The following is a 23,567-nucleotide window of genomic DNA, read 5'->3' on the forward strand; positions in this document are numbered from 1 at the left end:
ATGAAAACAAAACTGTTCGTCCTAGCAATGGCCCTCAGCTTCGCCTCGGCGCAGGCGGCGGACCGCATTGCCTTTATCCCGAAGCTGGTGGGCGTGGGCTTCTTCACCAGCGGCGGCAACGGCGCGAAAGAGGCGGGGAAAGATCTCGGCGTGGACGTCACCTACGACGGCCCGACCGAGCCGAGCGTCTCCGGCCAGGTGCAGCTCATCAATAACTTCGTCAACCAGGGCTATAACGCCATTATCGTCTCCGCCGTGTCGCCGGACGGCCTCTGCCCGGCACTGAAGCGCGCGATGCAGCGCGGGGTCAAGGTCCTGACCTGGGATTCCGACACCAAACCGGAGTGCCGCAGCATCTACATCAACCAGGGAACGCCGGAGCAGCTCGGCGGCCTGCTGGTGGAGATGGCGGGCAAACAGGTCACCAAACCGAACGCTAAAGTGGCGTTCTTCTACTCCAGCCCGACCGTTACCGACCAGAACCAGTGGGTGAAAGAGGCGAAGGCCAAAATCGAGAAAGATCATCCTCAGTGGCAGGTCGTCACCACCCAGTTTGGCTATAACGATGCCACTAAATCTCTGCAAACCGCCGAAGGGATCTTAAAAGCGTATCCGGATCTGGATGCGATCATCGCCCCGGACGCCAACGCGCTGCCAGCAGCGGCGCAGGCGGCGGAAAACCTGAGGCGCGAAGGGGTGGCGATTGTCGGCTTCAGCACGCCGAACGTGATGCGTCCGTACGTTGAGCGCGGCACGGTAAAAGCATTCGGCCTGTGGGATGTCGTACAACAGGGCAAAATTGCGGTCAATGTCGCCGATCGCCTGCTGAAAAAAGGCGATCTTAACGTCGGCGACAGCGTGGACGTAAAAGACATCGGCGCGCTGAAGGTCGAGCCGAACAGCGTGCAGGGCTACCAGTATGAGGCGAAGGGCAACGGCATCGTGCTGCTGCCGGAGCGCGTGGTGTTCACCAAAGAGAACATCAGCAAATACGATTTCTGACGGGGGAGCAAATGGCTGATTTAGACGACATCAAAGACGGCAAAGATTTTGGCATCGGCACGCCGCAGCAGAATGTGCCTTACACCCTGAAGGGCTGCGGCTCGCTGGACTGGGGTATGCAGTCCAGGCTTTCGCGCATCTTCAATCCGCAGAGCAACCGTACAGTGATGCTGGCCTTTGACCACGGCTACTTTCAGGGACCGACCACCGGCCTTGAGCGTATCGATCTCTCTATCGCGCCGCTGTTTGGCGAAACCGACGTGCTGATGTGCACCCGCGGCATCCTCAGGAGCCAGGTGCCTGCTGCGACGAACAAACCGGTGGTGCTGCGCGCCTCGGGGGGTAACTCGATTCTTGGCGAGCTGTCGAACGAGTGCGTGGCGGTGGCGATGGAGGACGCGCTGCGCCTGAACGTCTGCGCGGTGGCGGCACAGGTGTATATCGGCAGCGAGTTTGAGCATCAGTCAATCAACAACATCATCAAGCTGGTGGATGCGGGCGCGCGCTACGGCATGCCGACGCTGGCGGTGACGGGCGTGGGTAAAGAGATGGCGCGGGACGCGCGCTATTTCTCGCTGGCCAGCCGCATCGCCGCCGAAATGGGGGCGCAGTTCGTCAAAACCTACTATGTGGACGAGGGCTTTGAAAAAGTGACCGCCAGCTGCCCGGTGCCGATTGTGATCGCCGGAGGCAAAAAGCTGCCGGAGCACGAGGCGCTGGAGATGTGCTGGCGCGCGATTGACCAGGGCGCATCCGGCGTGGACATGGGACGCAACATCTTCCAGTCCAGCGCGCCGCTCGCCATGCTGAAGGCGGTGAAGAAAGTGGTTCACGAAAACTGGAATGCCCGCGATGCGTTCCAGTTCTGGCAGGAAGAGAAACAGGGAGAAGCATAATGAACGTGACGCTGGTTGAGATTAACATCAAGCCCGAGCGGGTGGACGAGTTTCTGGACGTGTTTCGCGCCAACCACGAGGGGGCAATCAAGGAGCCGGGGAATCTGCGCTTTGACGTATTGCAGGACCCGAGGGTGAAAACCCGGTTCTTTATCTACGAGGCCTATAAAGACGAAGAGGCAGTGCTGGCGCATAAGCAAACGCCGCACTATCTGGCGTGCGTGGATAAGCTTGAGGAATTGATGTCGGAGCCGCGTAAGAAACGCAGTTTTGTGGGGTTGTTGCCGGAGTAACGGACATGCCCGGTGGCGCTGCGCTTACCGGGCCTACGGGATGTGGAATAGTGCGGTAGGCCGGGTAAGCGTTAGCGCCACCCGGCATTGTTCAGGCCAGTTCCAGCAACTGCACCTGGGCCGTTGCCCCGGGCATCAGCCGCTGCAGATTATTAACCAGCGCCGCGCCTGCCTCTTCAAGCGCCGCCAGCGGCATCGATGGCAAACTTTCGAGAATAAACCACATAGACGTCGCCTGGCTGTCCAGACGGGTACGCACTCCCTGACGCCAGTTCCAGCGGCGGCAGGTGACGCCGAGGTCGTCGCGCCAGATAACCTCGCCAGCATCCGGGTATTCCACCACCGGCTGGCCCTCTTTAAAGGTATCAAACGGCTCGCTGCCGTCGGCCAGCGTCAGGCGAGGCGCACCCGAGTACGCCGCGAGATTTTCCCCGCCCACCGGAATGGCATAGCGAATGCTCACCGCGTTATAGATATCCACCACCGGATCCAGCGACGGCAGCGAACCGTCTTTCAGCACCCGCTTGCGCAGGGCCGCGGCGGAACAGGGCGTGCGTTTCGGTTTCGCGCCAAAGGCTTTAAACACCTCATCCCAGTCTGAAAGGTGTGCATCAGCCCACGGCACATCGTCATTCAACATCTGCTGGCAGGCCTGCGCCAGCGCGGCGGGCGCAACCTCCGGTTGGGTAATCGGCGCGGCTTCAACCAGAATGCTCAGCGCCCGAAAGCCGGGCGCAATGTCGGCAAGTCGCGAATCTATTGACGGCGTTACGAGAGACATAAATAATCCTGTATTGACTGTTTTATACCATGGTAGTGACCAATGACTGATAAAGTCAATATAATGACTGCGCAGGGTGCCGATGTTGTCCAGGTAAGCCTGGCCGTGGCGAACCGCATCCGCAGCTGGCGCAAAGAGAAAAAGCTGTCGCTGGACGAGCTGTCCCGCCGAGCCAGCGTCAGCAAAGGGATGCTGGTGGAGATCGAAAAGGGCGCAGCCAACCCCAGCATCGCCATTTTGTGCAAGCTGGCCGCCGCGCTCGGCATCTCGGTGGCGGATATCGTCAACGTCTCCAGCGAGCCGCTGGTGCACGTTATCGAAGAAGCGGCGATCCCGGTTCTGTGGCAGGGCGCACAGGGCGGTTACGCCAGGCTGCTGGCAGGCACCGCGGGCCCGGACATGATTGAGCTGTGGCAGTGGGAGATGCATCCGGGGGAGTATTTCACCTCGACAGGGCATCCGGCAGGAACCTTTGAGCTGGTGCACGTGAACGAAGGCGTGTTGACGCTGACGGTGGACGAGACGGTTACGCAGCTGAATGCTGGCGCGTCGGCGGTGGCGAAAACCGAAGCGGCGCACGGTTATGCGAACGAAGGGGAGAGCGTACTGCGCTTCACTATGACGGTGGCGGAGTTTCACCGTTAAAAAGCAGCCCGGTGGCGCTACGCTTACCGGGCCTACATATGCAGTATTTTGTCGGCCGGGTAAGCGTAGCGCCACCGGGCGTTGATTACGCCTCTTCCACACTCACCCTGAGCGCTGCCAGCGCTTTGCGCGCCGCTTTCAGCACCTGCTCACACTGCTCAATCGTCAGCGTCAGCGGAGGCTCAATGCGGATGGTTTTCGAGTTGTTGAGCGTCCCGGCCACCAGCACCCGCTGGCGGAACATCTCGCTCGCGAAGCTGTAGCCGATTTCGTTGTCGACAAACTCGATTGCCATAAGCATCCCTTTACCGCGCGCCTCCTGCACAAGGTCCGGGTATTCCCGGCCCAACTGGCGGAAGCCGTCCAGCAGCATGTCGCCTTTCTGCTCCGCCTGCGCGGGCAGGTTTTGCTCCAGCAGTACGTTGATGGTCGCCAGCGCCGCCGCACAGGCCAGCGGGTTGCCGCCAAAGGTGGTGGTATGCAGGAACGGGTTGTCGAACAGCACCGAGAACACCTCTTCCGTTGCTACCGTTGCGCCTATTGGCATCACGCCGCCGCCGAGCGCCTTCGCCAGGCACAGGATGTCCGGCTGAACGTTTTCATGCTCGCAGGCAAACATCTTGCCGGTGCGCCCCATGCCGGTTTGCACTTCGTCGAGGATCAGCAGCGCGCCAAACTCATCGCACAGCTGTCGCACGGCGGGCAGATAGCCTTGCGGAGGCAAGATCACGCCGCCTTCACCCTGGATAGGCTCCAGGATCACCGCTGCCACATCGTCGCCGGTTTTACGGCATTCACTCAGCACGGTACGCATGGCGTTAATGTCACCGAACGGCACGTGGCGGAAGCCCGGCAGCAGCGGCATAAACGGTTTGCGGAAGGTGGATTTGGCGGTCGCCGACAGTGCTCCCAGGGATTTCCCGTGGAACGCGCCGCTGGTGGCGATAAAGGTGAATTTTCCGCGCGGGGACTGGTACGCTTTGGCGAGTTTAATCGCCGCTTCGACCGATTCCGTGCCGCTGTTGCTAAAGAAGCTGTACTTCAGTTTGCCGGGCGTTAAGGCCGCCAGCGTTTTCGCGAGCATGGCGCGAAGCGGGTCGAGCAGTTCCTGGCTATGGAGAGGTTGTTTCGCAAGTTGATTCTGTACGGCGGAAACCACAACTGGATTACGGTGCCCCACGTTGAAAATACCAAAACCCCCCAGGCAATCGATAAATTCCTGTCCCTGGGTGTCGACAAGCGTGTTCAGACTTCCCGCTTGCCACTCTACGGCTCCGTAATCCCCGCCGGCGGTAACAGATTTGCGATACTCAAGAAAACCAGGATTCACATGCTCTTTAAAGTAATCGATGACCTCTCGGTTAAGTTGTTTCATCTCCTCATGATCGAGCGTTCGCTTCTCAATGAGATTCAGTGCGTGCGCGGTACAGGCAAGAGCCGAGGCGCTGGAAGGTAACCTGTTCAAAATGTGCTCCCGGGGATCGCGTATCACATGATACTGCGTTAAGTATTGCAGGGATTACGCCACTTCAGCGGACTTAACGAAAATCGGGATAAACACCAGGTTAAAATAATGTTGCGCAATATTTAATCATGCCGATACCAGCCTGATGGGATGAAGGCGGGAGGGGAAAGCGCGATGGATGGGGTCAATTGCACCGGAGTGGTGCGAAAGATGCCACTTAAGTGGGCGTTAATAGATCATGCTTTGCAGGTAATTTCTCTACGAAAGTATTTTAAATCAATCGATTAGAAAAGCGTACAGAAAGTGCGGTTTACCCGAAATTTGCGATCTCGATCGGATTTAACAACTAAAGATAAATTTGTAACCGCCGAAAAAACAATAAACCACAAAATTAACACTCGAATAACCTGCAAGGAATGCCCGCCATGTCCTCTCCATCCTTTGTCACCCAGAATGAATTCCCTCTGGATAGTGACACCACTCTTATGTCTACCACCGATCTCCAGAGCTACATGACCCATGCCAACGACACCTTTGTGCAGGTAAGTGGCTATACGCTCCAGGAACTGATGGGACAGCCTCACAATATGGTGCGTCACCCCGACATGCCGAAAGCGGCCTTCGCCGACATGTGGTACACGCTGCAACAGGGGGAACCGTGGAGCGGGATTGTCAAAAACCGCCGCAAAAACGGCGACCACTACTGGGTGCGAGCGAACGCCGTGCCGATGGTGCGCCACGGGAAAATGACCGGCTATATGTCGATTCGCACAAAAGCGACGGCTGAAGAGATTGCGACCGTGGAGCCTTTATATAAGGCGCTCAATGAAGGCCGTTGTAAAAAACGTATCCATAAAGGGCTGGTGGTGCGCAAAGGCTGGCTCGGGAAATTACCGGCTATGCCGCTGCGCTGGCGGGTTCGTAGCGTCATGGCGGCGCTGTTTGCGGTGATGGCTGCCACGCTGGCGTTAACCTCTGCGGGGTGGCCATCGCTGGTGGCTGCTGCCGTCGTGATGGTCGTCGGGACGATGCTGTTCGAGCAGCAGATTGTCCGACCGATGGAAAATGTCACGCGTCAGGCATTGAAGGTCGCGACCGGTGAGCGTAACAGCGTGCAGCACCTGAACCGCAGCGACGAGCTGGGGCTGACGCTGCGCGCGATCGGACAGCTGGGGCTGATGTGTCGCTGGTTAATCAATGATGTTTCAAGCCAGGTGGTGAGCGTGCGCGATGGCAGCGATAAGCTGGCGCAGGGGAATGACGATCTCAACGACCGCACGCGTCAGACCGTCACCAATGTGCAGCAGACCGTGGCGACGATGAATCAAATGGCCGCCTCGGTACAAAGCAACTCTGAAACCGCTGCCGAAGTCGATAAGCTCTCCGTGGCGGCCAGCAACGCGGCGACCAAAGGCGGAAATGCGATGCAGACGGTGGTGAAAACCATGGATGATATTGCTGACAGCACCCAGCGGATTGGCTCGATCACTTCGCTTATCAATGACATCGCTTTCCAGACCAATATTCTGGCGCTGAACGCGGCAGTGGAAGCGGCACGCGCAGGCGAACAGGGCAAAGGCTTTGCGGTCGTGGCCGGTGAGGTTCGTCATCTCGCCAGCCGCAGCGCCAGTGCGGCCAACGATATCCGTAAGCTGATTGACGCCAGCGCCAGCAAGGTACAGTCCGGCTCCGATCAAGTTCACGCGGCAGGCCGCACAATGGATGACATTGTTGAACAGGTGAAAAACGTCACGCAGCTTATTGCCCAGATTAGCCACGCTACGTCTGAACAGGCTACCGGGCTGTCCGAGTTAACCCGGGCCGTTGCCGAACTGGACAGTATTACCCAGAAAAATGCGGACCTGGTAGAGGAGAGCGCTCAGATCTCCGCCATGGTGAAGCACCGTGCGGGACGTCTCAAAGATGCCGTGACCGTGCTCCATTGAGCCAGTAATGTTCCAGAAAAGCCGTTTATGCTACCAGGTATAAACGGCGTTTTAATGTGATTATTTTTAATGTTTATTGTTAATGTGATATTAAATAACTAAAAAAATCCTCTCAGTTATTTATGCCTGCCTAAGTCAGTTTTCCCCGATGCTATTTCAGAAATGCCCTCTCTGGTGGTTACGCAACGATCGATGCGCCAAAATTAATAGACTGTACCTATCCATTGTGATGGTTATGAAATAAAAAAACGATCAAAGTCATAAAGTTAGCGCGTTCGTTACCGATAACGGTGATCGTCTGAGAAATAATCACATCGATGGAGTAAATATGTTCTTACATGACGTAAAGATCGGCACGAAATTATTTCTGGCGTTTGGGTTCTTTATTGTTCTGATGATCGTCAGTGCGAGTGTCTCATTGCTGAGCCTGAATCGGGCGAACAACGGGATGCAGACTATCATTACCCACGATTATCCAACCACGGTAAAAGCCAACCAGCTAATCGACAACTTCCAGGAATTTATAAGCACGCAGCAGCTTATGCTGCTGGACGAGCAGGGCACCTACACGGGTCAATCTCAGCAGCGTCTGAAAGAGATCAGCGAGCACATTACGGTGATCCTGGGCGAGCTGAACAACGCGTTGCAGGATCAGAAGTCTCAGCAGGTGCTGGCGGATATCCGCAGCGTGCGCCAGCAGTATCTGGACTCGCGCTACCGCATTTTACAGGCGGTACAGAACAACAACCGTGCGGGCGCTATCCAGGAGATGATGACCAACACCCTCACCGTGCAGCAGGCTTACAAAGCGAAGGTGCAGGCGCTGATCGCCATCCAAAACAACGAGATGCAGAGCGCGGGCGCGCAGGTGGACGGTGATTTCCGAACCAACCGCATGCTGCTGCTCCTGATCACGCTCTTCAGCGTGGCGGCGGGCAGCCTGATCGGCTGGTTTATCGTACGCTCCATTACCCGTCCGCTGGGCGAGGCGGTGAGCTTTGCAGAAGCCATTGCCGATGGCGATCTGACCGGCAGCATTACGTCTCACGGTAAAGACGAAACCGGCCTGTTGTTGCATGCGCTGATGGAGATGAAAACCCGTCTGCTGGAGATTGTGCAGCAGGTGCAAACCGGCTCGGAAAACATCTCCAGCGCCGCCGCGCAGATTGTCGCAGGCAACCAGGATCTGGCCGCGCGCACCGAAGAGCAGGCCAGCTCCGTCGAGCAGACGGCAGCCTCGATGGAGCAGATCACCGCGACGGTGAAAAACACCGCGTCGCACACCGGGGAAGCGACCACCCTCTCTGCCGATGCCGCCATGGTGGTGAAAAACAACGGTGAGATGATGAAACAGGTGACCAGCAAAATGCGCCTGATTAACGAAACATCCAACCGGATGTCCGACATTATCGACCTGATCGACGCCATTGCCTTCCAGACCAATATTCTGGCGCTGAACGCAGCAGTCGAGGCGGCACGTGCGGGAGAGCACGGGCGTGGCTTTGCGGTGGTCGCGGGCGAAGTGCGCCAGCTGGCGCAGAAGAGCGCCTCTTCGGCGAGTGAAATCCGCCAGCTGATTGAAAGCTCCACCAGCCAGACTCAGGACGGGATGAACCTGGTGGAAAAAGCCAGCGGGCTGATCAACGGGATGGTCGGCAACGTGGAGGAGATGGACGTGATCCTGCGCGAGATCCGTCAGGCCAGCCATGAGCAGACGGAAGGCATCTCGCAGATCAACAGTGCGATTGGCCTGATTGACGCCACCACCCAGCAGAACTCGGCGCTGGTGGAGGAGTCCGTTGCGGCGGCGGCATCGCTGAACGATCAGGCGATGCACCTGAAAGAGTTGGTAAAAGTGTTCCGCGTCAGCGAGCGCGCGCTCGCTTAATCCAGCTGGGAGATCTCCAGCGCCGCGCGGTCGATCACCCCGACGATCTGCTTGAGCTGCGCGTCGCTGAGCTCTCCCTGATTCACCTTCAGGTCCAGCACCGCTTTGAAGTTTTCCAGCGCCCGCTTCATCTGCGGGTTTTTGCGCAGCTGGAAGCCGACGCTGCGCGCTTTGATGCGCACCTGGATCTGTTCCAGCTGTTCCCGGTTTTCATCCAGCCAGTTTTGCCCTTCAGCAGTTATCGCAATTTTCTTACGACCGCTCTCTTCTTCCGTAATGGTGATAAACGTCTGATCCTGCAGATAATCCAGGGTTGGGTAGATCACGCCCGGGCTCGGCGTGTAGTTCCCCTGCGTCAGGTTCTCGATCTCTTTGATCAGCTCATAACCGTGACTGGCATTGCGGGTCAGAATATCCAGGATCACCAGCCGTAGATCGCCGTGGCCGAAAAAGCGCGGTCGGCGTCCACCGCCTTCATGTTCGTGTCGCATAGTGAACCTCTAAAATTGATATATCTAAACTATATCTTAGATATATTCAGATGCAATCTAAAAGATCTTGCATTCCTGGTTAATAGCAATCATTATCATTAAAAAAATCAATTTCGATATATCGTATTCACCTGAGAAGGGCATAAAAATGACATCAACCCGTTACCCTCAACGTGTCCGCAATGACCTGCGCTTTCGCGAGCTGAACGTGCTCCGCGTCGAGCGCGTCAGCGCTGGCTTCCAGCGCGTTGTCCTCGGCGGCGAGGCGCTGGAGGGCTTTAGCTCCCGCGGTTTCGACGACCATACCAAGGTCTTTTTCCCTGCACCGGGCGCGACCTTTGTTCCGCCCGTTGTCACCGATGAAGGCATCGAGTGGGGCGACGGCGTGCGCCCGCAGGCGCGTGACTATACGCCCCTGTTCGATGAGGAGAAAAATGAGCTGGTGCTGGATTTCTTCGTTCATGATGGCGGCGTTGCCAGCAGCTGGGCGGTAGCGGCCAAACCTGGCGACAAACTCACTATCGGTGGGCCGCGCGGATCGCTGGTGGTGCCGGAAGATTACGCCTGGCAGCTGTACGTGTGCGATGAATCCGGGATGCCCGCGCTGCGCCGCCGTTTAGAAGGCATCGCAAAACTGCCGGTACGCCCGGACATTCATGCGGTCGTGACCGTGGGTGACGGATCTTATAAGGACTATCTGGCGCACCTGAGTGAATTCAACCTCACCTGGATTGTGGGCCACAACCCGCAGGCGGTGGCCGATAATCTGGCGACGCTGGCCGTGCCCGAAGAGGATTACTTTATCTGGCTGACCGGGGAAGGGAAGGTGGTGAAAAACCTGAGCCGCCAGTTTGAAACCGACGCGATTGACCAACAGCTGGTGCGTGCCAGCGCATACTGGCACGCTAAATAGTCAGGCTGCGGACTCCAGCTGCGCTTCGCTCACCTGATGTTCGAGCGAGGCGCGGACCTCATGCAGCGCCTTCTCCTGCTGGGCAAAGTAGGCTTCCATATTGTTCAGCGACGACACCAGCAGCCAGGATTCTTCTTTCTCCAGCTCCGCCAGCTCGTTCACTAAGGTGTCGATTTGCTCGCGCACCTGCGCCATTTTTTTGCGGATACGCTCCAGATCGTTCAGCCTGTCGCTCGCCATCATTGGCTCAAAGCCCTGCTGCAGGCGTGCCACCAGTGAACGGATCGCTTTCACATCCCCGCGCTGTTTGGCCTGGTTAAGCTGCACCATCATGGTGTTAGCTTCTTCTTTCAGATCGTCTGCCACCAGATCCGGGTGGCACAGCTTGCTCGCCTGACGCCACAGGCGTTTCAGCTCGTTCCTATCCTCTTCTGAGAGATCTTTCCCTTTGCGCAGACGCACTTCGGCATCGTGATGCTGCTCGCGATACTTCTCGTACTCTTCGTTAGCCTCATCGCGCGCCTGGCGCGCGGGCTCTTCTTCACGCGTTAAGCCGCTCTCCAGTTCCAGCGCTTCGGCCAGAAGATTGGCAATCAGGTTGCTTTGCTGCTGCAGCTGTTTACGCGCCTCGGCAGCCTGTACGGAATCGGCCGGGAGATCGCGCCAGCTCTGGGTGAGCGTTGCCAGCACCTCTACCGCCTGCGCCATATAGCGCTGACAGCGGCGATAATCTTCTTCGCGACGACGCGCCTCCGCCTGCTGACGGCGCAGGTTTAGCTCCGCCAGCGTTTTACGCAGGGCGAGGATCTGCTGCATCAGCGGCCCGAGACGGGAGAAATAGAGATCGTTGAACTCATCAAGCTGCTGCACGCGGGCGTTGCGGCGGTCAATCAGATCGCGCAGACGCTCTTCCAGCGCCTTCAGCTCCAGCTTGCTGGCGGCCACCTGCGGGTCACGCCACGGGGTCACGGCGCGCTGGCCCTGCAGCCACGCGGTGATGGCCCTGATGGCTGCGGTGTAGTTCTTATTCTCAAGCGCCACGACGATTGCCTGTAGCTCCTCGTCAAACGCTTCATTTTTCAGCCGCGTCAGCTGGCTCTGGATGATGTCGTCATCTTCCAGTTCGATGGCATTTTTTATGATTTCTAGCCGTTTGATCGGTGTGCTCATGATGCCTTTCGCTTTGGCGCTTAAGTATTTGAGTTAAGGTTAGTTGTTGTAAAAGCTACAGGAAATAATACACACGGATGATGATCGGCGCGACAGGGGATTTCTTTAGCGATATGACGAGTCCATTTAGCACATTGTCTTGCACAGCCACGCTCTCTCTTTTTGCGGACGATCGGATAAACACACTGAAAACTCTGAAAGTATCTTTAAATAATCTGAATCTCATTTACATCTATTTACATCGGTTACCTTCCTGACATAAGTTGCTCATTTTTTAACAGTCAAGTTTGAAAACGGACTTTATGCAGGAGCGGCAGTGATGTTAGGGAAAACGGCGATAATCAACGCGCTGGCGGGTGTTACCCTGCTGGCATCCGGTGCTGCACTGGCTGCTCCATTGTCCCCGGCTGACCGTAATACCATTCAACAACAGCAGCAGCAGTTGCTCGATGAAAACCAGCGTCAGCGTGAAGAGCTTGAGCGCAGCGCGATCGTGCCGCGGCCCGTTACGCCAGACGACGCTTCCACGCCGCAAGGACCCTGTTTCGTCATTCGCCGCATTGAGCTGTCGGGCGCGACGCTGCTTTCACCTTCTGCCAAAAACCGTTTGACCGCCCCCTGGATTAACCAGTGCCTTGATATGGCTCGTCTCACCAGGCTGACTGATGCGGTTTCTGACTGGTACATCAGCCGGGGTTATATCACCAGCCGCGCGTTTTTAACCGAGCAGGATCTCTCCGGCGGCGTACTCCATCTTGCCGTGCTGGAAGGAAAGCTTCAGCACATTCGCCTCGAAGGTGTGCCGGACCGCACATTGAAAATGACCTTCCCCGGGCTTGAGGGGAAGATCCTTAACCTGCGCGATATCGAACAGGGCATGGAACAGCTCAACCGGGTACGTCAGCGGCCCGTTGAGATTGAAATTTTGCCCGGCGACAGGCAGGGCTACTCGGTGGTTAATCTGACCGCCACGCCACAGTTCCCCCTTAGCGGCTCCGTCAGTTTTGATAACAGCGGGCAAAAGAGCACCGGGACCGGGCAGCTTACTGGCGCGTTGTACGGAAATAACCTGCTGGGTCTGGCGGATAAGTGGTTTATCAGCGGCGGGCGCAGCAGTGATTTTTCCAACAGCAAGGATGCTCAAAATTTTGCAGCAGGCGTCAGCATCCCTTACGGCTACGGACTGCTGGACTACAGCTACAGCTGGAGCAACTACCTCAGCACTATTGATAATAACGGCTACCTCTGGCGGTCGACGGGGGATACCGAAACGCACCGTCTGACGGGCTCCTGGGTATTGTTCCGCAATGGCGAAATCAAAACCGGCGTGTCGGCGGGCATCACTCACCGCATCAACCGGAACTATCTCGATGATGTTTTGCTGGCCACCAGCAGCCGCAAACTCTCCAGTGTTTCATTGGGCATTAACCACACACAAAAAATCGCTTCGGGCGTGGCGACCCTGAACCCAACCTTTACGCAGGGCGTGCCGTGGTTGGGTGCAGAAGACGATAACGACAAACAGGGTGATGTGCCAAAAGCCGAATTCCGCAAATGGAGCCTGAACGGCAGCTTTCAGCGTCCCGTGGCGGACAAACTCTGGTGGCTCACCAGCGTCTATTTTCAGTGGTCGCCGGACAGGTTGTACGGCAGCGAGCGTCTGACGCTGGGCGGCGAAACGTCCGTTCGGGGCTTTAAGGAGCAGTACATCTCCGGGGATAACGGCGGCTACTGGCGAAACGAGCTGAACTGGTCGCTCTTTACGCTGCCGTGGGTCGGCGATGTTGGTGTACTTGCCGCAATTGACGGCGGCTGGCTGAAGAAGGACGGCCAGGATCGTTACGCCTCCGGCACGCTGTGGGGAACCGCGTTGGGGCTTACCGCGACGAATCGCGGGTATTCCAGCCAGTTTACCGTCGGCACACCGGTGGACTATCCGGACTGGCTGGCACCGGATCACCTCGTGATCTATTACCGTTTTTCAGTGGCTTTTTAAGGGACAGGGATGATGGAAAAGGATCAGGTTCGTTTTTCACAGCGTGCGCTCAGCGCGTTACTGAGCGTATTGCTGGCAACCCAGCCGCTGCTGCCTGCGGTAGCCGCCACGATTGCCCCGTCCGGAAATACGCAGATGGATAAGGCGGCCAACGGTGTTCCGGTCGTGAACATTGCCACGCCGAATCAGTCCGGTATTTCCCATAATAAATACCACGATTACAACGTCGGCAAAGAAGGGCTGATCCTGAATAACGCCACGGGACAGCTGAACCAGACCCAGCTTGGCGCGATTATCCAAAACAACCCCAACCTGAAAGCCGGGCAGGAAGCCAAAGGGATCATCAACGAAGTCACCGGCGCGAACCGCTCACATTTACAGGGCTACACCGAAGTGGCGGGCAAGGCAGCAAACGTTATTGTGGCGAACCCCTACGGTATCACCTGTAACGGCTGCGGGTTTATCAACACGCCGAATGCGACGCTCACCACGGGGAAACCGGTGCTCGACGCCAGCGGGAAGCTGCAATCGCTTGATGTGACTAAAGGTGCGGTCACCATTGAGGGTGCCGGGCTGGATGGCAGCCAGAGTGATGCCGTATCGATTATTTCCCGCGCGACCGAGATCAATGCCCAACTGCATGCGAAAGACGTACGTGTGGTCGCCGGGGCGAACCGCGTCGCAGCAGACGGCAGCGTCAGCGCGTTGAAAGGGGAAGGTGACGCGCCGAAGGTGGCGGTAGACACGGGTGCGCTGGGCGGGATGTACGCCAACCGTATTCGTCTGGTGTCCAGCGAAACAGGGCTGGGGGTAAACCTGGGGGATCTTAACGCGCGTCAGGGCGATATTACGCTCAGCAGCGCGGGGAAAGTGGTGCTGAAAAACACGCTTGCCAGCGGCAGCACCACGGTCAGCGCGGCGGACGTGACGTTAACCGGCGACCATAAAGCCGGGGGTAACTTCACTGTCTCCGGGCAGAGCGCCCTGACGCTCAACCAGGCCCATATCGCCGCCGAGAACAATCTTCAGTTAGCGACCAACGGTATCCTCACGCAAAACGGCGGCGCGTTCACTGCGGGAACCGACACCACGTTGACGGCAAACGCCCTCACCCAGAGTGCGGATGCCCAGGCCGGTGCCGGTCGTAACCTTGCCGTGAGCGTGGCAGAAAACGCGGCGCTTAAGGGGAAAAACATCGCCGGGCAGGATGCCACGGTTAACGCGAAAACGCTGGAAACCGGGACGCAGCTGACCGCATCACGCCATATTTCGCTGGAGGCGACGCAGCGTGCCGTGCTTAACGGCTCTGTCGTCGCGGGTCAGCAACTGTCGGTGAAAGGCGGTGAGCTGACGCAGCGCGGAAGCGTAAGCGCCTCAGATATCTCGCTCAGCGGTCAGGCGCTGACTCAGGAGAGCAGCAGCAGAACCAGTGCCAGCGGAAATATCGCGCTCTCCACGTCCGGGAACACCCTGCTGAGAGGCAGTACCACTGCCGGAAAATCTCTTGCCATAAACACGGGGAACCTGATCAACAGCGGGACGCTGTCCGCGGGGACGGATGCCTCGTTGAAGACCGGGATATTCAGCAATACCGGCACCGTTCAGGGCAACAGCCTGAACGTTTCAGGAACCGACATCACCAGTTCCGGCACCCTGAAAAGCGCCTCCACGCTGGGTATCAACGCGCGCAACGCCATGCTGTCTGGTGACACCGGCGCGAAAGGTAAAACGACCGTTATCGCGAGCGGTAAGCTGGATAACAGCGGCGCGCTCGTCAGCGATGACACGCTGACGCTGAAGGCTGCACAGGTGACAAACAGCGGCACGCTTTCCGGTGCCAGAGGGCTTGCTGGCTCATCAGACGCGTTCATCACCACCGAAAAGTCAGTGACCCACAGCGATGGCGATCTGGTGCTGAACAATACGGCTACCACCCTTGCAGGCGAAACCAGCGCGGGCGGCTCCGTGAGCATTCGGGGTCAAAGCCTGACGACCACGGCAACGGCACAGACGCAGGGTAACAGCGTCAGCGTGGACGTGCAGAATGCGCAGCTTGATGGGACGCAGGCTGCGAAAGATGGGCTTATCCTGACAGCCACTGACGCTCTCAGTCACGGGGGAAAATCTTCAGCGTCAGCCCTGAAGATTGAAACCAGTAATCTCAATAACAGGGGGACGCTGACGGCGTCATCGCTCGCCATCAGCAGCCCTGCCGTCGTAAACAGTGGTCTGATCCACGCGGGACAGACGCTGTCGCTGGTCACTCATCTGCTGGATAACCGCAGCAGCGGCGTGCTGTACAGCCCGGCGGTACTCACCCTTTCAGTTTCTGACGTGAAAAACAGCGGCATTATCACCAGCGATGCCGGGCTGTCCCTTTCCGGTTCGCGCCTGTCCAACAGCGGTGAGCTGAGTGGCGCGTCACTCCTTGTTGATTACGACACGCTGAATAACAGCACAGGAGGCCTGCTGCTGGCGCAGGGAGCAAACCGCATCACGGCACAATCGGTGTCCATCGCGGGCAGCATCGTAGGGAAGACGCTGACGCTGAATGCCGATCGTCTCGACAGTCGCGGTCTCTTGCAGGGGGATACCGCGTTATCCGTGACCGCCGGAGTGCTGGATTTAGCGGCAGGCTCGCGCACGCTTACGAGTGGGAACCTCACCTTTTCAGGTACCACGCTGACCACCGCTGGCCAGCTGCAGGGGCAGAGTGTCAGTCTCCGCGGCCGCGACTGGAATAACAGCGGAAGCTCGCTGGCGACCGGCTCCTTTAATGCCTTCACCACCGGGACATTCAGCAATACCGGTGAACTGATGAGCCAGGGCGACATCACGCTGAATGCGGGCAATACCGTTAACCACGGCAATCTGTTATCGGCTGGCACGCTCTCGCTCGCGGGGAATACGCTGCGCAACAGCGGAGCGGTTCAGGGGAACCGTGTCACCGCGCATCAGGACAGTATCACTAACAGCGGCACGCTGACCGGGATCGCCGCGCTGACGCTGGCTGCTCGTCTGGAGATGGCTGCACCGCTCCTCTCGCTGGTGAATGAAGCATCGGGAGCGCTGCTGACGGCGGGTGAGTTGACGGTGACGGCCGGTGACCTCAGTAACGCCGGGCAATGGCAGGGTAAACGGGTACTTATTCATGCGCAGGCGCTTACGAACGGCGGTGCGATCCAGGCGGCAGATGTACTGGATGCGCAGATTGTCAGCAATCTTATCAGTACGACGGGCAGCAAAGTCACCTCAAACGGAGAACTGGCGCTCTCAGCACTGACGCTTGCAAACAGCGGGCAGTGGATAGCCAAGGATCTGACGCTGAAGGCGAATACGCTGACAAACAGCGATGAAATCACCGGGGTTGATGCGCTTTCCGTTGCGCTGAACCAGACGCTGACCAACCAGGGCGGCGGGAAATTACTCACGGCTGGCGTCCTGTCGATGAATGCCGGTAATGCGACGAACGCCGGACAGATTCAGGGTAAAACGACCGCAATCACAGCCGGGCAACTGATCAACAGCGGACGGCTTCAGGGTGAAGCGCTGACGCTGGATGTTTCCGGGGTGCTGAACAACACCGCTGGTGGTGTTCTGTTGAGCCAGAACGCGCTGAAGGCGTCGTCCGCCACGCTGAATAATCAGGGGACGGTGCAGGGCGGTGGTGAATCCACGGTGAAAGCCACCACCCGTTTACAGAATGACGGCAAAATTCTCTCCGGTGGAAAGCTCACGCTGGCCACGCCAGAGCTGGTAAACGGTAGCGGCGGGCTGGTTCAGGCCGTCACGCTGCTGCTGGATGTGGTGAACGCCGTGAATGGTGGAAATGTCCTGGCGACGGGCAGCGCTGAGCTGCGTGGCAGCTCGCTCGATAACCGCGGCACGCTTCAGGGTGCGGATTTGGGGGTGAAATACCGGAACATCACTAACAGCGGCACGGTGCTGGGTACTGCCTCGCTGACGGTAGCGGGTGACGCTCTCACCGATACCGTCAGCGGTAAACTCTACAGCGGGGGCAATCTGCTGCTCGATGTCGCCAACTTCAGCGGTCATGGTCAGGTGGTTTCCCTGGGCGACGCGACGCTGAAGCTGGTTAATGCGCTCGTGAACACCGGTACGCTGGCCGCAGGTAAAACGCTGTCGGTCTCCTCGCAAAACGCCATCACCAATAGCGGAGTGATCCAGGGCAATGCCATCGCCCTCAGCGCGGGTGGAGCATTTACGAACAGCGGTACGCTTACCTCCGGTAACGGCAGCAGCACGTTTAATGCGCAAAGCCTGCTGCTGAATGCTTCCGGCTCGCTTCAGGCGGGCGGAGACGTGCAGCTTACCTCGCGGGAAAATATCACCATCAACGGCTTCACTGGTACCGCGGGCAGCCTGACGATGACGGCAGCAGGTACGCTGCTTAATACAGCGCTGATTTATGCGGGCAATAATCTCTCCCTGTTTGCTGCGCGTATTCACAATATTTACGGCGACATTCTTGCTGATAACAGCCTCTGGATGCAGAGGAATGCAGTCGGTGAGGCAAATGAAGACGTGATTAACCGCTCCGGTACGATTGAGACCACACGCGGCGATATCACCGTGAATACCCGCCATTTGCTCAATGAAGCCGATGGGCTGACTGTCAGCCAGTCAGAACGGGAATACCCTGATGCCATTCCTGCCGCAGATGAACACTACATCAGTTATGACCTCAACGGCAGACCTTCGGATTTTGTCCTCTTGCTTGAAGACTGGAAAAACGATGGCAGTAAGGTTGTTTTTGACAGGTATGAGCGTTGCGCCGGAAGTGGTGCAAACGGCAGTGGACAGTGCAGTGACAGGATTGATTACCGCCTCACAGGGGAAGATATCCGGCAATTCCTGCTGAGTGAGTCCGTTGTGTCCGTATCGGCCACCGGCAGTTCCGCCCGAATGGCTGCCGGACGCGACATCATAATTAATGCAGGAACGCTGGATAACCGTGCTAGCCATATTCTTGCGGGACGTAACGCCGTTCTTACGGGAGGGACACTGAATAACCTCTCTGCCGAAGGTGGACGTCGCGTTACCTACGTTCAGGCTGAATATCGTTGTGAGTGGTTTTATCAGGACTGCAACGACAGCAAATGGCAACCTCTGACGCACTATGCAGACGGAAGTTGGGGCTGGTTTGATGAGGACTATGGCTGGTATGGCTGGGTGCCTTATCTCCTCGGTGAACGAACGACAGAATTTGTGGCCGATGGCGGTGTATACCGCTCGGTTATCAGTGCTGCCGGTAACGTCAGTGCGAACTTTAAAAGTGACATCAGCAATACCAACGTCACTGCAAACGCGGGGGGATTCAATAACACTATTCATGCCCCAACGCTGAATACACTTACGCCTGAAGCTATCGGTGAGGGGTTGACCAGTGAGTCATTGACTCCAGGTAGCAGCACAAACATGAGTGCCCCCGATCTTCTGGATAATTTCACCGACGCCCTGAAAGACATCGCCGACGGTTCATCCCTTTCCGATCGGAACGGCAGCAGCGGTAACTATCCACTGCCGTCCGGTGATAACGGTTACTTCGTACCATCTACCGACCCCGATAGCCCGTATCTGATTACGGTGAGCCCTAAGCTTGATGGCCTCGGGAAGGTGGACAACAGCCTGTTTGATGGACTCTATGGCATGCTCGGCATCAAGCCTGGCGATGCACCGCGTGAGACCAACAGTGCCTACACCGATCGGAACCAGTTCCTTGGCTCGGCGTATTTCCTCGACCGTCTGGGGTTGAACCCGGATCGCGATTACCGTTTCCTCGGCGACGCGGCATTCGATACCCGTTACGTCAGCAACGCCATTCTGAACCAGACCGGCAGCCGGTATATCAACGGCATCGGTTCCGATCTCGATCAGATGCGCTACCTGATGGACAGCGCAGCCACGCAGCAGCAGGCGCTGGGGCTGACATTTGGTGTGGCGCTGACAGCAGCGCAGGTTGCCGCGCTTGATCACAGTCTGCTGTGGTGGGAAGCGGCGAGCATTAACGGCCAGACGGTGATGGTCCCGAAAGTCTACCTTTCACCGAAGGATGTCACCGTTCACAGCGGCAGCGTGATTAGCGGTAATAACGTGCAGCTGGCGGGCGGCAACGTCACCAACAGCGGCAGCACCATCACGGCGCAGAATGCCCTGTCCATCGACAGCAGCAACAGCATCAGCAACCTCAACGCCGGACTCGTCAGCTCGGGCGGTGGGCTGAACCTGAGCGCGCTGGGGGACATCAACAACATCGGCTCCACCATCAGTGGTAAAACGGTAGGGCTGGAAAGCGTCACGGGCAGTATTAACAACGTGACTCGCGCGCAGCAGTGGAATGTCGATGCGGGCAATGTGCGTTTTAGCGGCACGGATGTCGGCAAGACGGCATCCATCACTGCCACCGACGGGCTGGCAATGCGCGCCGGACAGGATATCAACGTGACGGGCGCAAACGTGTCGTCGGGCGGCAGCCTGGGGATGGCGGCGGGGAACGATATCAACATTACCGCCAACGAGATGGCGACGAGCGAGGGACGTTCCGGTCGCAACCGCACGACAACGGAGACGGCGTCCGTTACGCATCAGGGCAGTACCCTGAGTGCGGGCGGCGACCTCACCCTGCAGGCGGGTAACGACGTGAATGCCCGTGCGGCGGCGATGGCGGCAGAAGGGGATGTGGGCATTCAGGCCGGGCGGGACGTGAACCTGCTGGCGGAAGCCACCACCACGAGCAGCAGCCAGGGCGGTAAGAAAACCGTTATCGATGAGTCCGTACGCCAGCAGAGCACGGCAATCGCCAGCGGCGGTGACACGATCATTCTTGCCGGGCGGGACGTGACCGCACAGGCGGCAGAGGTGACAGCGCAAGGTGATATCGGCGTGGCGGCAGGTCGCGACGTGAACCTGGCAACGGCGACGGAGAGTGACTACCACTTTAAGGAAGAAACCAAAACCAAAAAGGGGTTCCTCAGCAAGAAGACCACCCACACCATTGAGGAAGACAGCGCGACGCGGGAGAAAGGCTCGCTGCTGAGCGGCGACAACGTGACGGTGTCGGCAGGGAACAACCTGCTGGTTAAAGGTTCGGCGGTCGCCGGAGACGGCGACGTTGCCCTGTCCGCAGGTCATAACGTGGACATCGTGGCGGCGACCAACACGGACACCTCCTGGCGCTTCAAGGAGACCAAAAAGTCGGGTCTGATGGGCACGGGCGGTATCGGCTTCACCATCGGCAGCAGCAAAACCACCCACGACCTGCGGGAGCAGGGCACGACGCAGAGTGAAAGCTTCAGCACGGTCGGCTCGACAGGCGGCAGCGTCAGCATCACGGCGGGCAAACAGGCGCATATCGGCGGGGCGGATATCATCGCGCAGAAGGATATCCATCTTACCGGCGACAGCGTGGTGATTGAGCCGGGGCACGATAAACGCACCCGCGATGAGAGGTTCGAGCAGAAGAGCAGCGGTCTGACGGTGGCGCTGTCGGGGGCGGCGGGGAGCGCGGTGAATAACGCGGTGACCACGGCGCAGAGCGCGAAGCAGAGCAGCGACTCGCGCCTGGCCGCATTGCAGGGCACGCAGGCGGCGCTTTCCGGCGTACAGGCTGGCCAGGCCGTGGCGCTGGACCAGGCGAAGGGCGATTCTGACAAACGCAATAACAACACTGTCGGCGTCAGCGCGTCGATTGGGTCACAGTCGTCCAAATCGTCATCGCATATGGAGAGCGAGACGACCACGGGCAGCACCCTAAGCGCGGGCAATAACGTCACGATAAAGGCCACCGGAAGCGACATCACCGTGGCGGGCAACCAGATTAAGGCCGGGAAGGACGTGACGCTGGACGCGGCGCGGGACGTCAACCTGATTGCCTCGCAGGACACGCAGCAGACGACGGGTAAAAACAGCAGCAGCGGCGGCAGCCTTGGCCTCGGGGTGGGTGTCGGCTCCGGCGGTGCGGGCATCAGCATCTCGGCAAACGCCAACAGCAGCAAGGGGCATGAGAAGGGCAACGGTGTCTGGCAGAACGAGACCACGGTGGATGCGGGTAACCGCGTGACCATCAACACCGGGCGCGACGCGACAATCGCCGGTGCGCAGGTGAGCGGCGAAACCGTGGTGGCGGATATCGGTCGTGACCTGACGATTGCCAGCACTCAGGACAGCGACCACTACAACAGCAAGCAGAACAGCGTCAGCGGCGGTGTGGGTTACACCTTTGGTGCAGGCACGGCATCTGGCAGCATCAACGTCAGCCGCGACAAAATGACCAGTGACTACGACTCGGTGCAGGAGCAGAGCGGGCTGTTCGCCGGCAGCGGCGGGTTTGACGTGACGGTGGGCAACCATACGCAGCTTGACGGCGGGGTGATTGCCTCGACGGCGACGGCGGATAAAAACCGCCTCGATACCGGGACACTGGGCTTCAGCGATATCCATAACCAGGCAGACTTTAAGACCGAACATCAGGGCGCGGGCATCAGCTCGGGCGGCAGCATCGGCGAACAGTTTGCCGGGAATATGGCGAATGCCCTGCTGGCCGGGGGCGGCAACAGCGGTCACGCGGAAGGGACTACACAGGCGGCGGTGAGCGAGGGCAGCCTCATCATCCGCGATAAGGAGAGCCAGAAGCAGGATGTGGCTGACCTGAGCCGCGATGCGGAGCATGCCAACGGCAGCATCAGCCCGATATTTGACAAGGAGAAGGAGCAGCAGCGCCTGCAGGAAGTGCAGCTGATTGGTGAGATTGGCTCGCAGGCGGTGGATATTGCGAATACGCAGGGCGAGATAAACGGGCTGAATGCAGGCAGAAAAGAGCTTGCAGATAAAGGGATAACCGAGCCGGGGGCGGATGCCAGCGACGCACTGAAAAAGGCCTATCAGGATGCGCTGCGCGGGACCGATGCGTACAAAACCACGACGGCGAAATATGGCACGGGCAGCGACCTGCAGAGGGGTATCCAGGCGGCGACGGCCGCGCTTCAGGGGCTGGCGGGAAGTGACCTTAAGGCAGCGCTGGCGGGGGCCTCGGCACCGGAGCTGGCATACCGTATTGGTCACGGCATGGGGATCGATGACAATACGGCAGCGAAAACCATTGCGCATGCCATCCTGGGCGGTGCGGTTGCGGCGCTGCAGGGAAACAGTGCGGCAGCGGGTGCGGCAGGCGCGGCGACGGGAGAGCTTGCGGCAAACGCGATAATGGCGTCGCTGTATCCGGGCAAGACCGCAGATGAGCTGGATGAGTCGCAGAAGCAGACGATCAGCGCACTGGCGACGATAGCATCGGGGATGGCCGGTGGGCTTGCGGGAGACAGTACGGGGTCAGCTATAGCGGGAGCGCAGGCTGGAAAATCGTCGACTGAGAATAACTCGCTGGCGCTGGTTGCCAGAGGTTGCGCGGTTGCTGCGCCGTGCCGGACGAAGGTTGCAGAGCAGGTGCTGGAAATCGGTGCAAAAGCGGGCGTTGCCGGACTTGCCGGGGCTGCGGTTAAGGATATGGCGGACAAGATGACCGCTGATGAACTGGATCATCTTGTTACCCTTGAAATGATGGGTAATGATGAGATCACCAGTAAGTATCTCAGTTCGTTGCAGGATAAGTACGATTCAGGGAGTGCTTCAAACCCGAATATTGGCAAGGATCTGACGGATGGTGAGAAAGCAGAATTGGGCGGTGCGGGTTCAGGCTCGCCGGGAGGCTGGGAGCCGCAGGATGAGGAGAATGCGCGGAACAATGAAGCCCATAGTTCAACGAATGGGAAGAATTTAAATTCTGAATTAGTCGGTAAAGAGATTGCGGGAGGGCATGCTTTTGAGAAACATGTCCTTCAGCAAGGGGAGTTTACTGGCTTGGGTATAAGAACAAGGGCTCAGTTTGCACAACACATTGAAAATGTTGTTAAGAATCCTACATCTACCAAAGAGTTGAGTAATGGTCGTTCGGCTTACTGGGATCAATCTACAGGTACTGTTGTAATTCGTAATCCAAAAGCATCTGATGGCGGAACGGCTTTTAGACCGGTAAACGGTAGGGCATACTTTGATAATTTGAGGTGAT

The 23,567-nt window shown here is 58.1% G+C and carries 13 protein-coding genes; 9 read left to right on the plus strand and 4 right to left on the minus strand.

The window, feature by feature from the left end:
- The 3 genes from lsrB to lsrG are packed head-to-tail and all read left to right on the plus strand — an operon-like array spanning position 1 to position 2,191.
- Complete coding sequence (lsrB, locus tag KW829_RS11890) at positions 1-1,002, plus strand: autoinducer 2 ABC transporter substrate-binding protein LsrB (protein WP_218308276.1); 1,002 nt, start codon at positions 1-3, stop codon at positions 1,000-1,002.
- Positions 1,003-1,013: 11 nt separating this feature from the next.
- On the plus strand, positions 1,014-1,898 hold the full coding sequence (gene lsrF, locus KW829_RS11895) for a 3-hydroxy-5-phosphonooxypentane-2,4-dione thiolase (RefSeq protein WP_172701245.1): 885 nt from the start codon (positions 1,014-1,016) through the stop codon (positions 1,896-1,898).
- Complete coding sequence (lsrG, locus tag KW829_RS11900) at positions 1,898-2,191, plus strand: (4S)-4-hydroxy-5-phosphonooxypentane-2,3-dione isomerase (protein ID WP_010435840.1); 294 nt, start codon at positions 1,898-1,900, stop codon at positions 2,189-2,191. Before lsrF ends, lsrG begins: the two co-directional genes overlap by 1 nt.
- Positions 2,192-2,282: 91 nt before the next feature.
- Here the strand turns inward: lsrG and KW829_RS11905 are convergent, their stop codons facing one another.
- The gene (locus tag KW829_RS11905) at positions 2,283-2,972 is read right to left on the minus strand and encodes a B3/4 domain-containing protein (RefSeq protein WP_218308277.1); all 690 of its coding nucleotides are present in this window, start codon (positions 2,970-2,972) and stop codon (positions 2,283-2,285) included.
- 42 nt (positions 2,973-3,014) lie between these two features.
- On the opposite strand from KW829_RS11905, the gene KW829_RS11910 reads away from it, so the two are divergent.
- Positions 3,015-3,617 carry a helix-turn-helix domain-containing protein gene (locus KW829_RS11910; protein WP_218308278.1) on the plus strand — a complete coding sequence of 201 codons (603 nt, stop codon included), beginning with the start codon at positions 3,015-3,017 and terminating at the stop codon, positions 3,615-3,617.
- Between the two features lie 85 nt (positions 3,618-3,702).
- Here the strand turns inward: KW829_RS11910 and ygjG are convergent, their stop codons facing one another.
- Positions 3,703-5,082, minus strand: a complete 1,380-nt coding sequence (gene ygjG, locus KW829_RS11915) for a putrescine aminotransferase (RefSeq protein WP_042715413.1) — start codon at positions 5,080-5,082, stop codon at positions 3,703-3,705.
- A 425-nt stretch (positions 5,083-5,507) separates the two neighbouring features.
- Here ygjG and KW829_RS11920 point away from each other — a divergent pair, with 425 nt between their 5' ends.
- Together KW829_RS11920 and KW829_RS11925 are read left to right on the plus strand one after the other, a co-directional pair.
- The gene (locus tag KW829_RS11920) at positions 5,508-7,028 is read left to right on the plus strand and encodes a PAS domain-containing methyl-accepting chemotaxis protein (RefSeq protein ID WP_218308279.1); all 1,521 of its coding nucleotides are present in this window, start codon (positions 5,508-5,510) and stop codon (positions 7,026-7,028) included.
- 328 nt (positions 7,029-7,356) lie between these two features.
- Positions 7,357-8,916, plus strand: coding sequence for a methyl-accepting chemotaxis protein (locus tag KW829_RS11925; protein ID WP_218308280.1), 1,560 nt, complete (start codon positions 7,357-7,359; stop codon positions 8,914-8,916).
- On the opposite strand, the gene KW829_RS11930 is transcribed toward KW829_RS11925, so the two are convergent.
- Positions 8,913-9,407: a PadR family transcriptional regulator gene (locus tag KW829_RS11930; protein WP_010435828.1), complete on the minus strand. Its 495-nt coding sequence runs from the start codon at positions 9,405-9,407 to the stop codon at positions 8,913-8,915. The two genes, KW829_RS11925 and KW829_RS11930, sit on opposite strands and share 4 nt — an antisense overlap.
- Positions 9,408-9,555: 148 nt before the next feature.
- Here KW829_RS11930 and KW829_RS11935 point away from each other — a divergent pair, with 148 nt between their 5' ends.
- Positions 9,556-10,320, plus strand: a complete 765-nt coding sequence (locus tag KW829_RS11935) for a siderophore-interacting protein (protein WP_218308281.1) — start codon at positions 9,556-9,558, stop codon at positions 10,318-10,320.
- Here the strand turns inward: KW829_RS11935 and KW829_RS11940 are convergent, their stop codons facing one another.
- Positions 10,321-11,490: a DNA repair protein gene (locus KW829_RS11940; RefSeq protein WP_218308282.1), complete on the minus strand. Its 1,170-nt coding sequence runs from the start codon at positions 11,488-11,490 to the stop codon at positions 10,321-10,323.
- Between the two features lie 319 nt (positions 11,491-11,809).
- Between KW829_RS11940 and KW829_RS11945 the strand changes: the two genes are divergently transcribed.
- Positions 11,810-13,486, plus strand: a complete 1,677-nt coding sequence (locus tag KW829_RS11945; RefSeq protein ID WP_218308283.1) for a ShlB/FhaC/HecB family hemolysin secretion/activation protein — start codon at positions 11,810-11,812, stop codon at positions 13,484-13,486.
- A 9-nt stretch (positions 13,487-13,495) separates the two neighbouring features.
- Positions 13,496-23,566 (plus strand): hemagglutinin repeat-containing protein, encoded by a 10,071-nt coding sequence (locus KW829_RS11950; protein WP_256350580.1) that lies wholly within the window; start codon positions 13,496-13,498, stop codon positions 23,564-23,566.
- Position 23,567 lies beyond the last annotated feature (1 nt).

Source organism: Enterobacter sp. ENT02 (genome assembly GCF_019219165.1).
GTDB lineage: Bacteria > Pseudomonadota > Gammaproteobacteria > Enterobacterales > Enterobacteriaceae > Enterobacter > Enterobacter mori.

Excerpts from the sequence above, each read along its gene's own strand:
- lsrB (WP_218308276.1), top strand. The coding sequence starts at position 1 with ATGAAAACAAAACTGTTCGTCCTAGCAATGGCCCTCAGCTTCGCCTCG.
- KW829_RS11925 (WP_218308280.1), top strand. The coding sequence starts at position 7,357 with ATGTTCTTACATGACGTAAAGATCGGCACGAAATTATTTCTGGCGTTT.
- lsrG (WP_010435840.1), top strand. The coding sequence starts at position 1,898 with ATGAACGTGACGCTGGTTGAGATTAACATCAAGCCCGAGCGGGTGGAC.
- KW829_RS11940 (WP_218308282.1), bottom strand. The coding sequence starts at position 11,490 with ATGAGCACACCGATCAAACGGCTAGAAATCATAAAAAATGCCATCGAA.
- KW829_RS11945 (WP_218308283.1), top strand. The coding sequence starts at position 11,810 with ATGTTAGGGAAAACGGCGATAATCAACGCGCTGGCGGGTGTTACCCTG.
- KW829_RS11910 (WP_218308278.1), top strand. The coding sequence starts at position 3,015 with ATGACTGATAAAGTCAATATAATGACTGCGCAGGGTGCCGATGTTGTC.
- KW829_RS11920 (WP_218308279.1), top strand. The coding sequence starts at position 5,508 with ATGTCCTCTCCATCCTTTGTCACCCAGAATGAATTCCCTCTGGATAGT.
- KW829_RS11930 (WP_010435828.1), bottom strand. The coding sequence starts at position 9,407 with ATGCGACACGAACATGAAGGCGGTGGACGCCGACCGCGCTTTTTCGGC.
- lsrF (WP_172701245.1), top strand. The coding sequence starts at position 1,014 with ATGGCTGATTTAGACGACATCAAAGACGGCAAAGATTTTGGCATCGGC.
- KW829_RS11950 (WP_256350580.1), top strand. The coding sequence starts at position 13,496 with ATGATGGAAAAGGATCAGGTTCGTTTTTCACAGCGTGCGCTCAGCGCG.
- KW829_RS11905 (WP_218308277.1), bottom strand. The coding sequence starts at position 2,972 with ATGTCTCTCGTAACGCCGTCAATAGATTCGCGACTTGCCGACATTGCG.
- KW829_RS11935 (WP_218308281.1), top strand. The coding sequence starts at position 9,556 with ATGACATCAACCCGTTACCCTCAACGTGTCCGCAATGACCTGCGCTTT.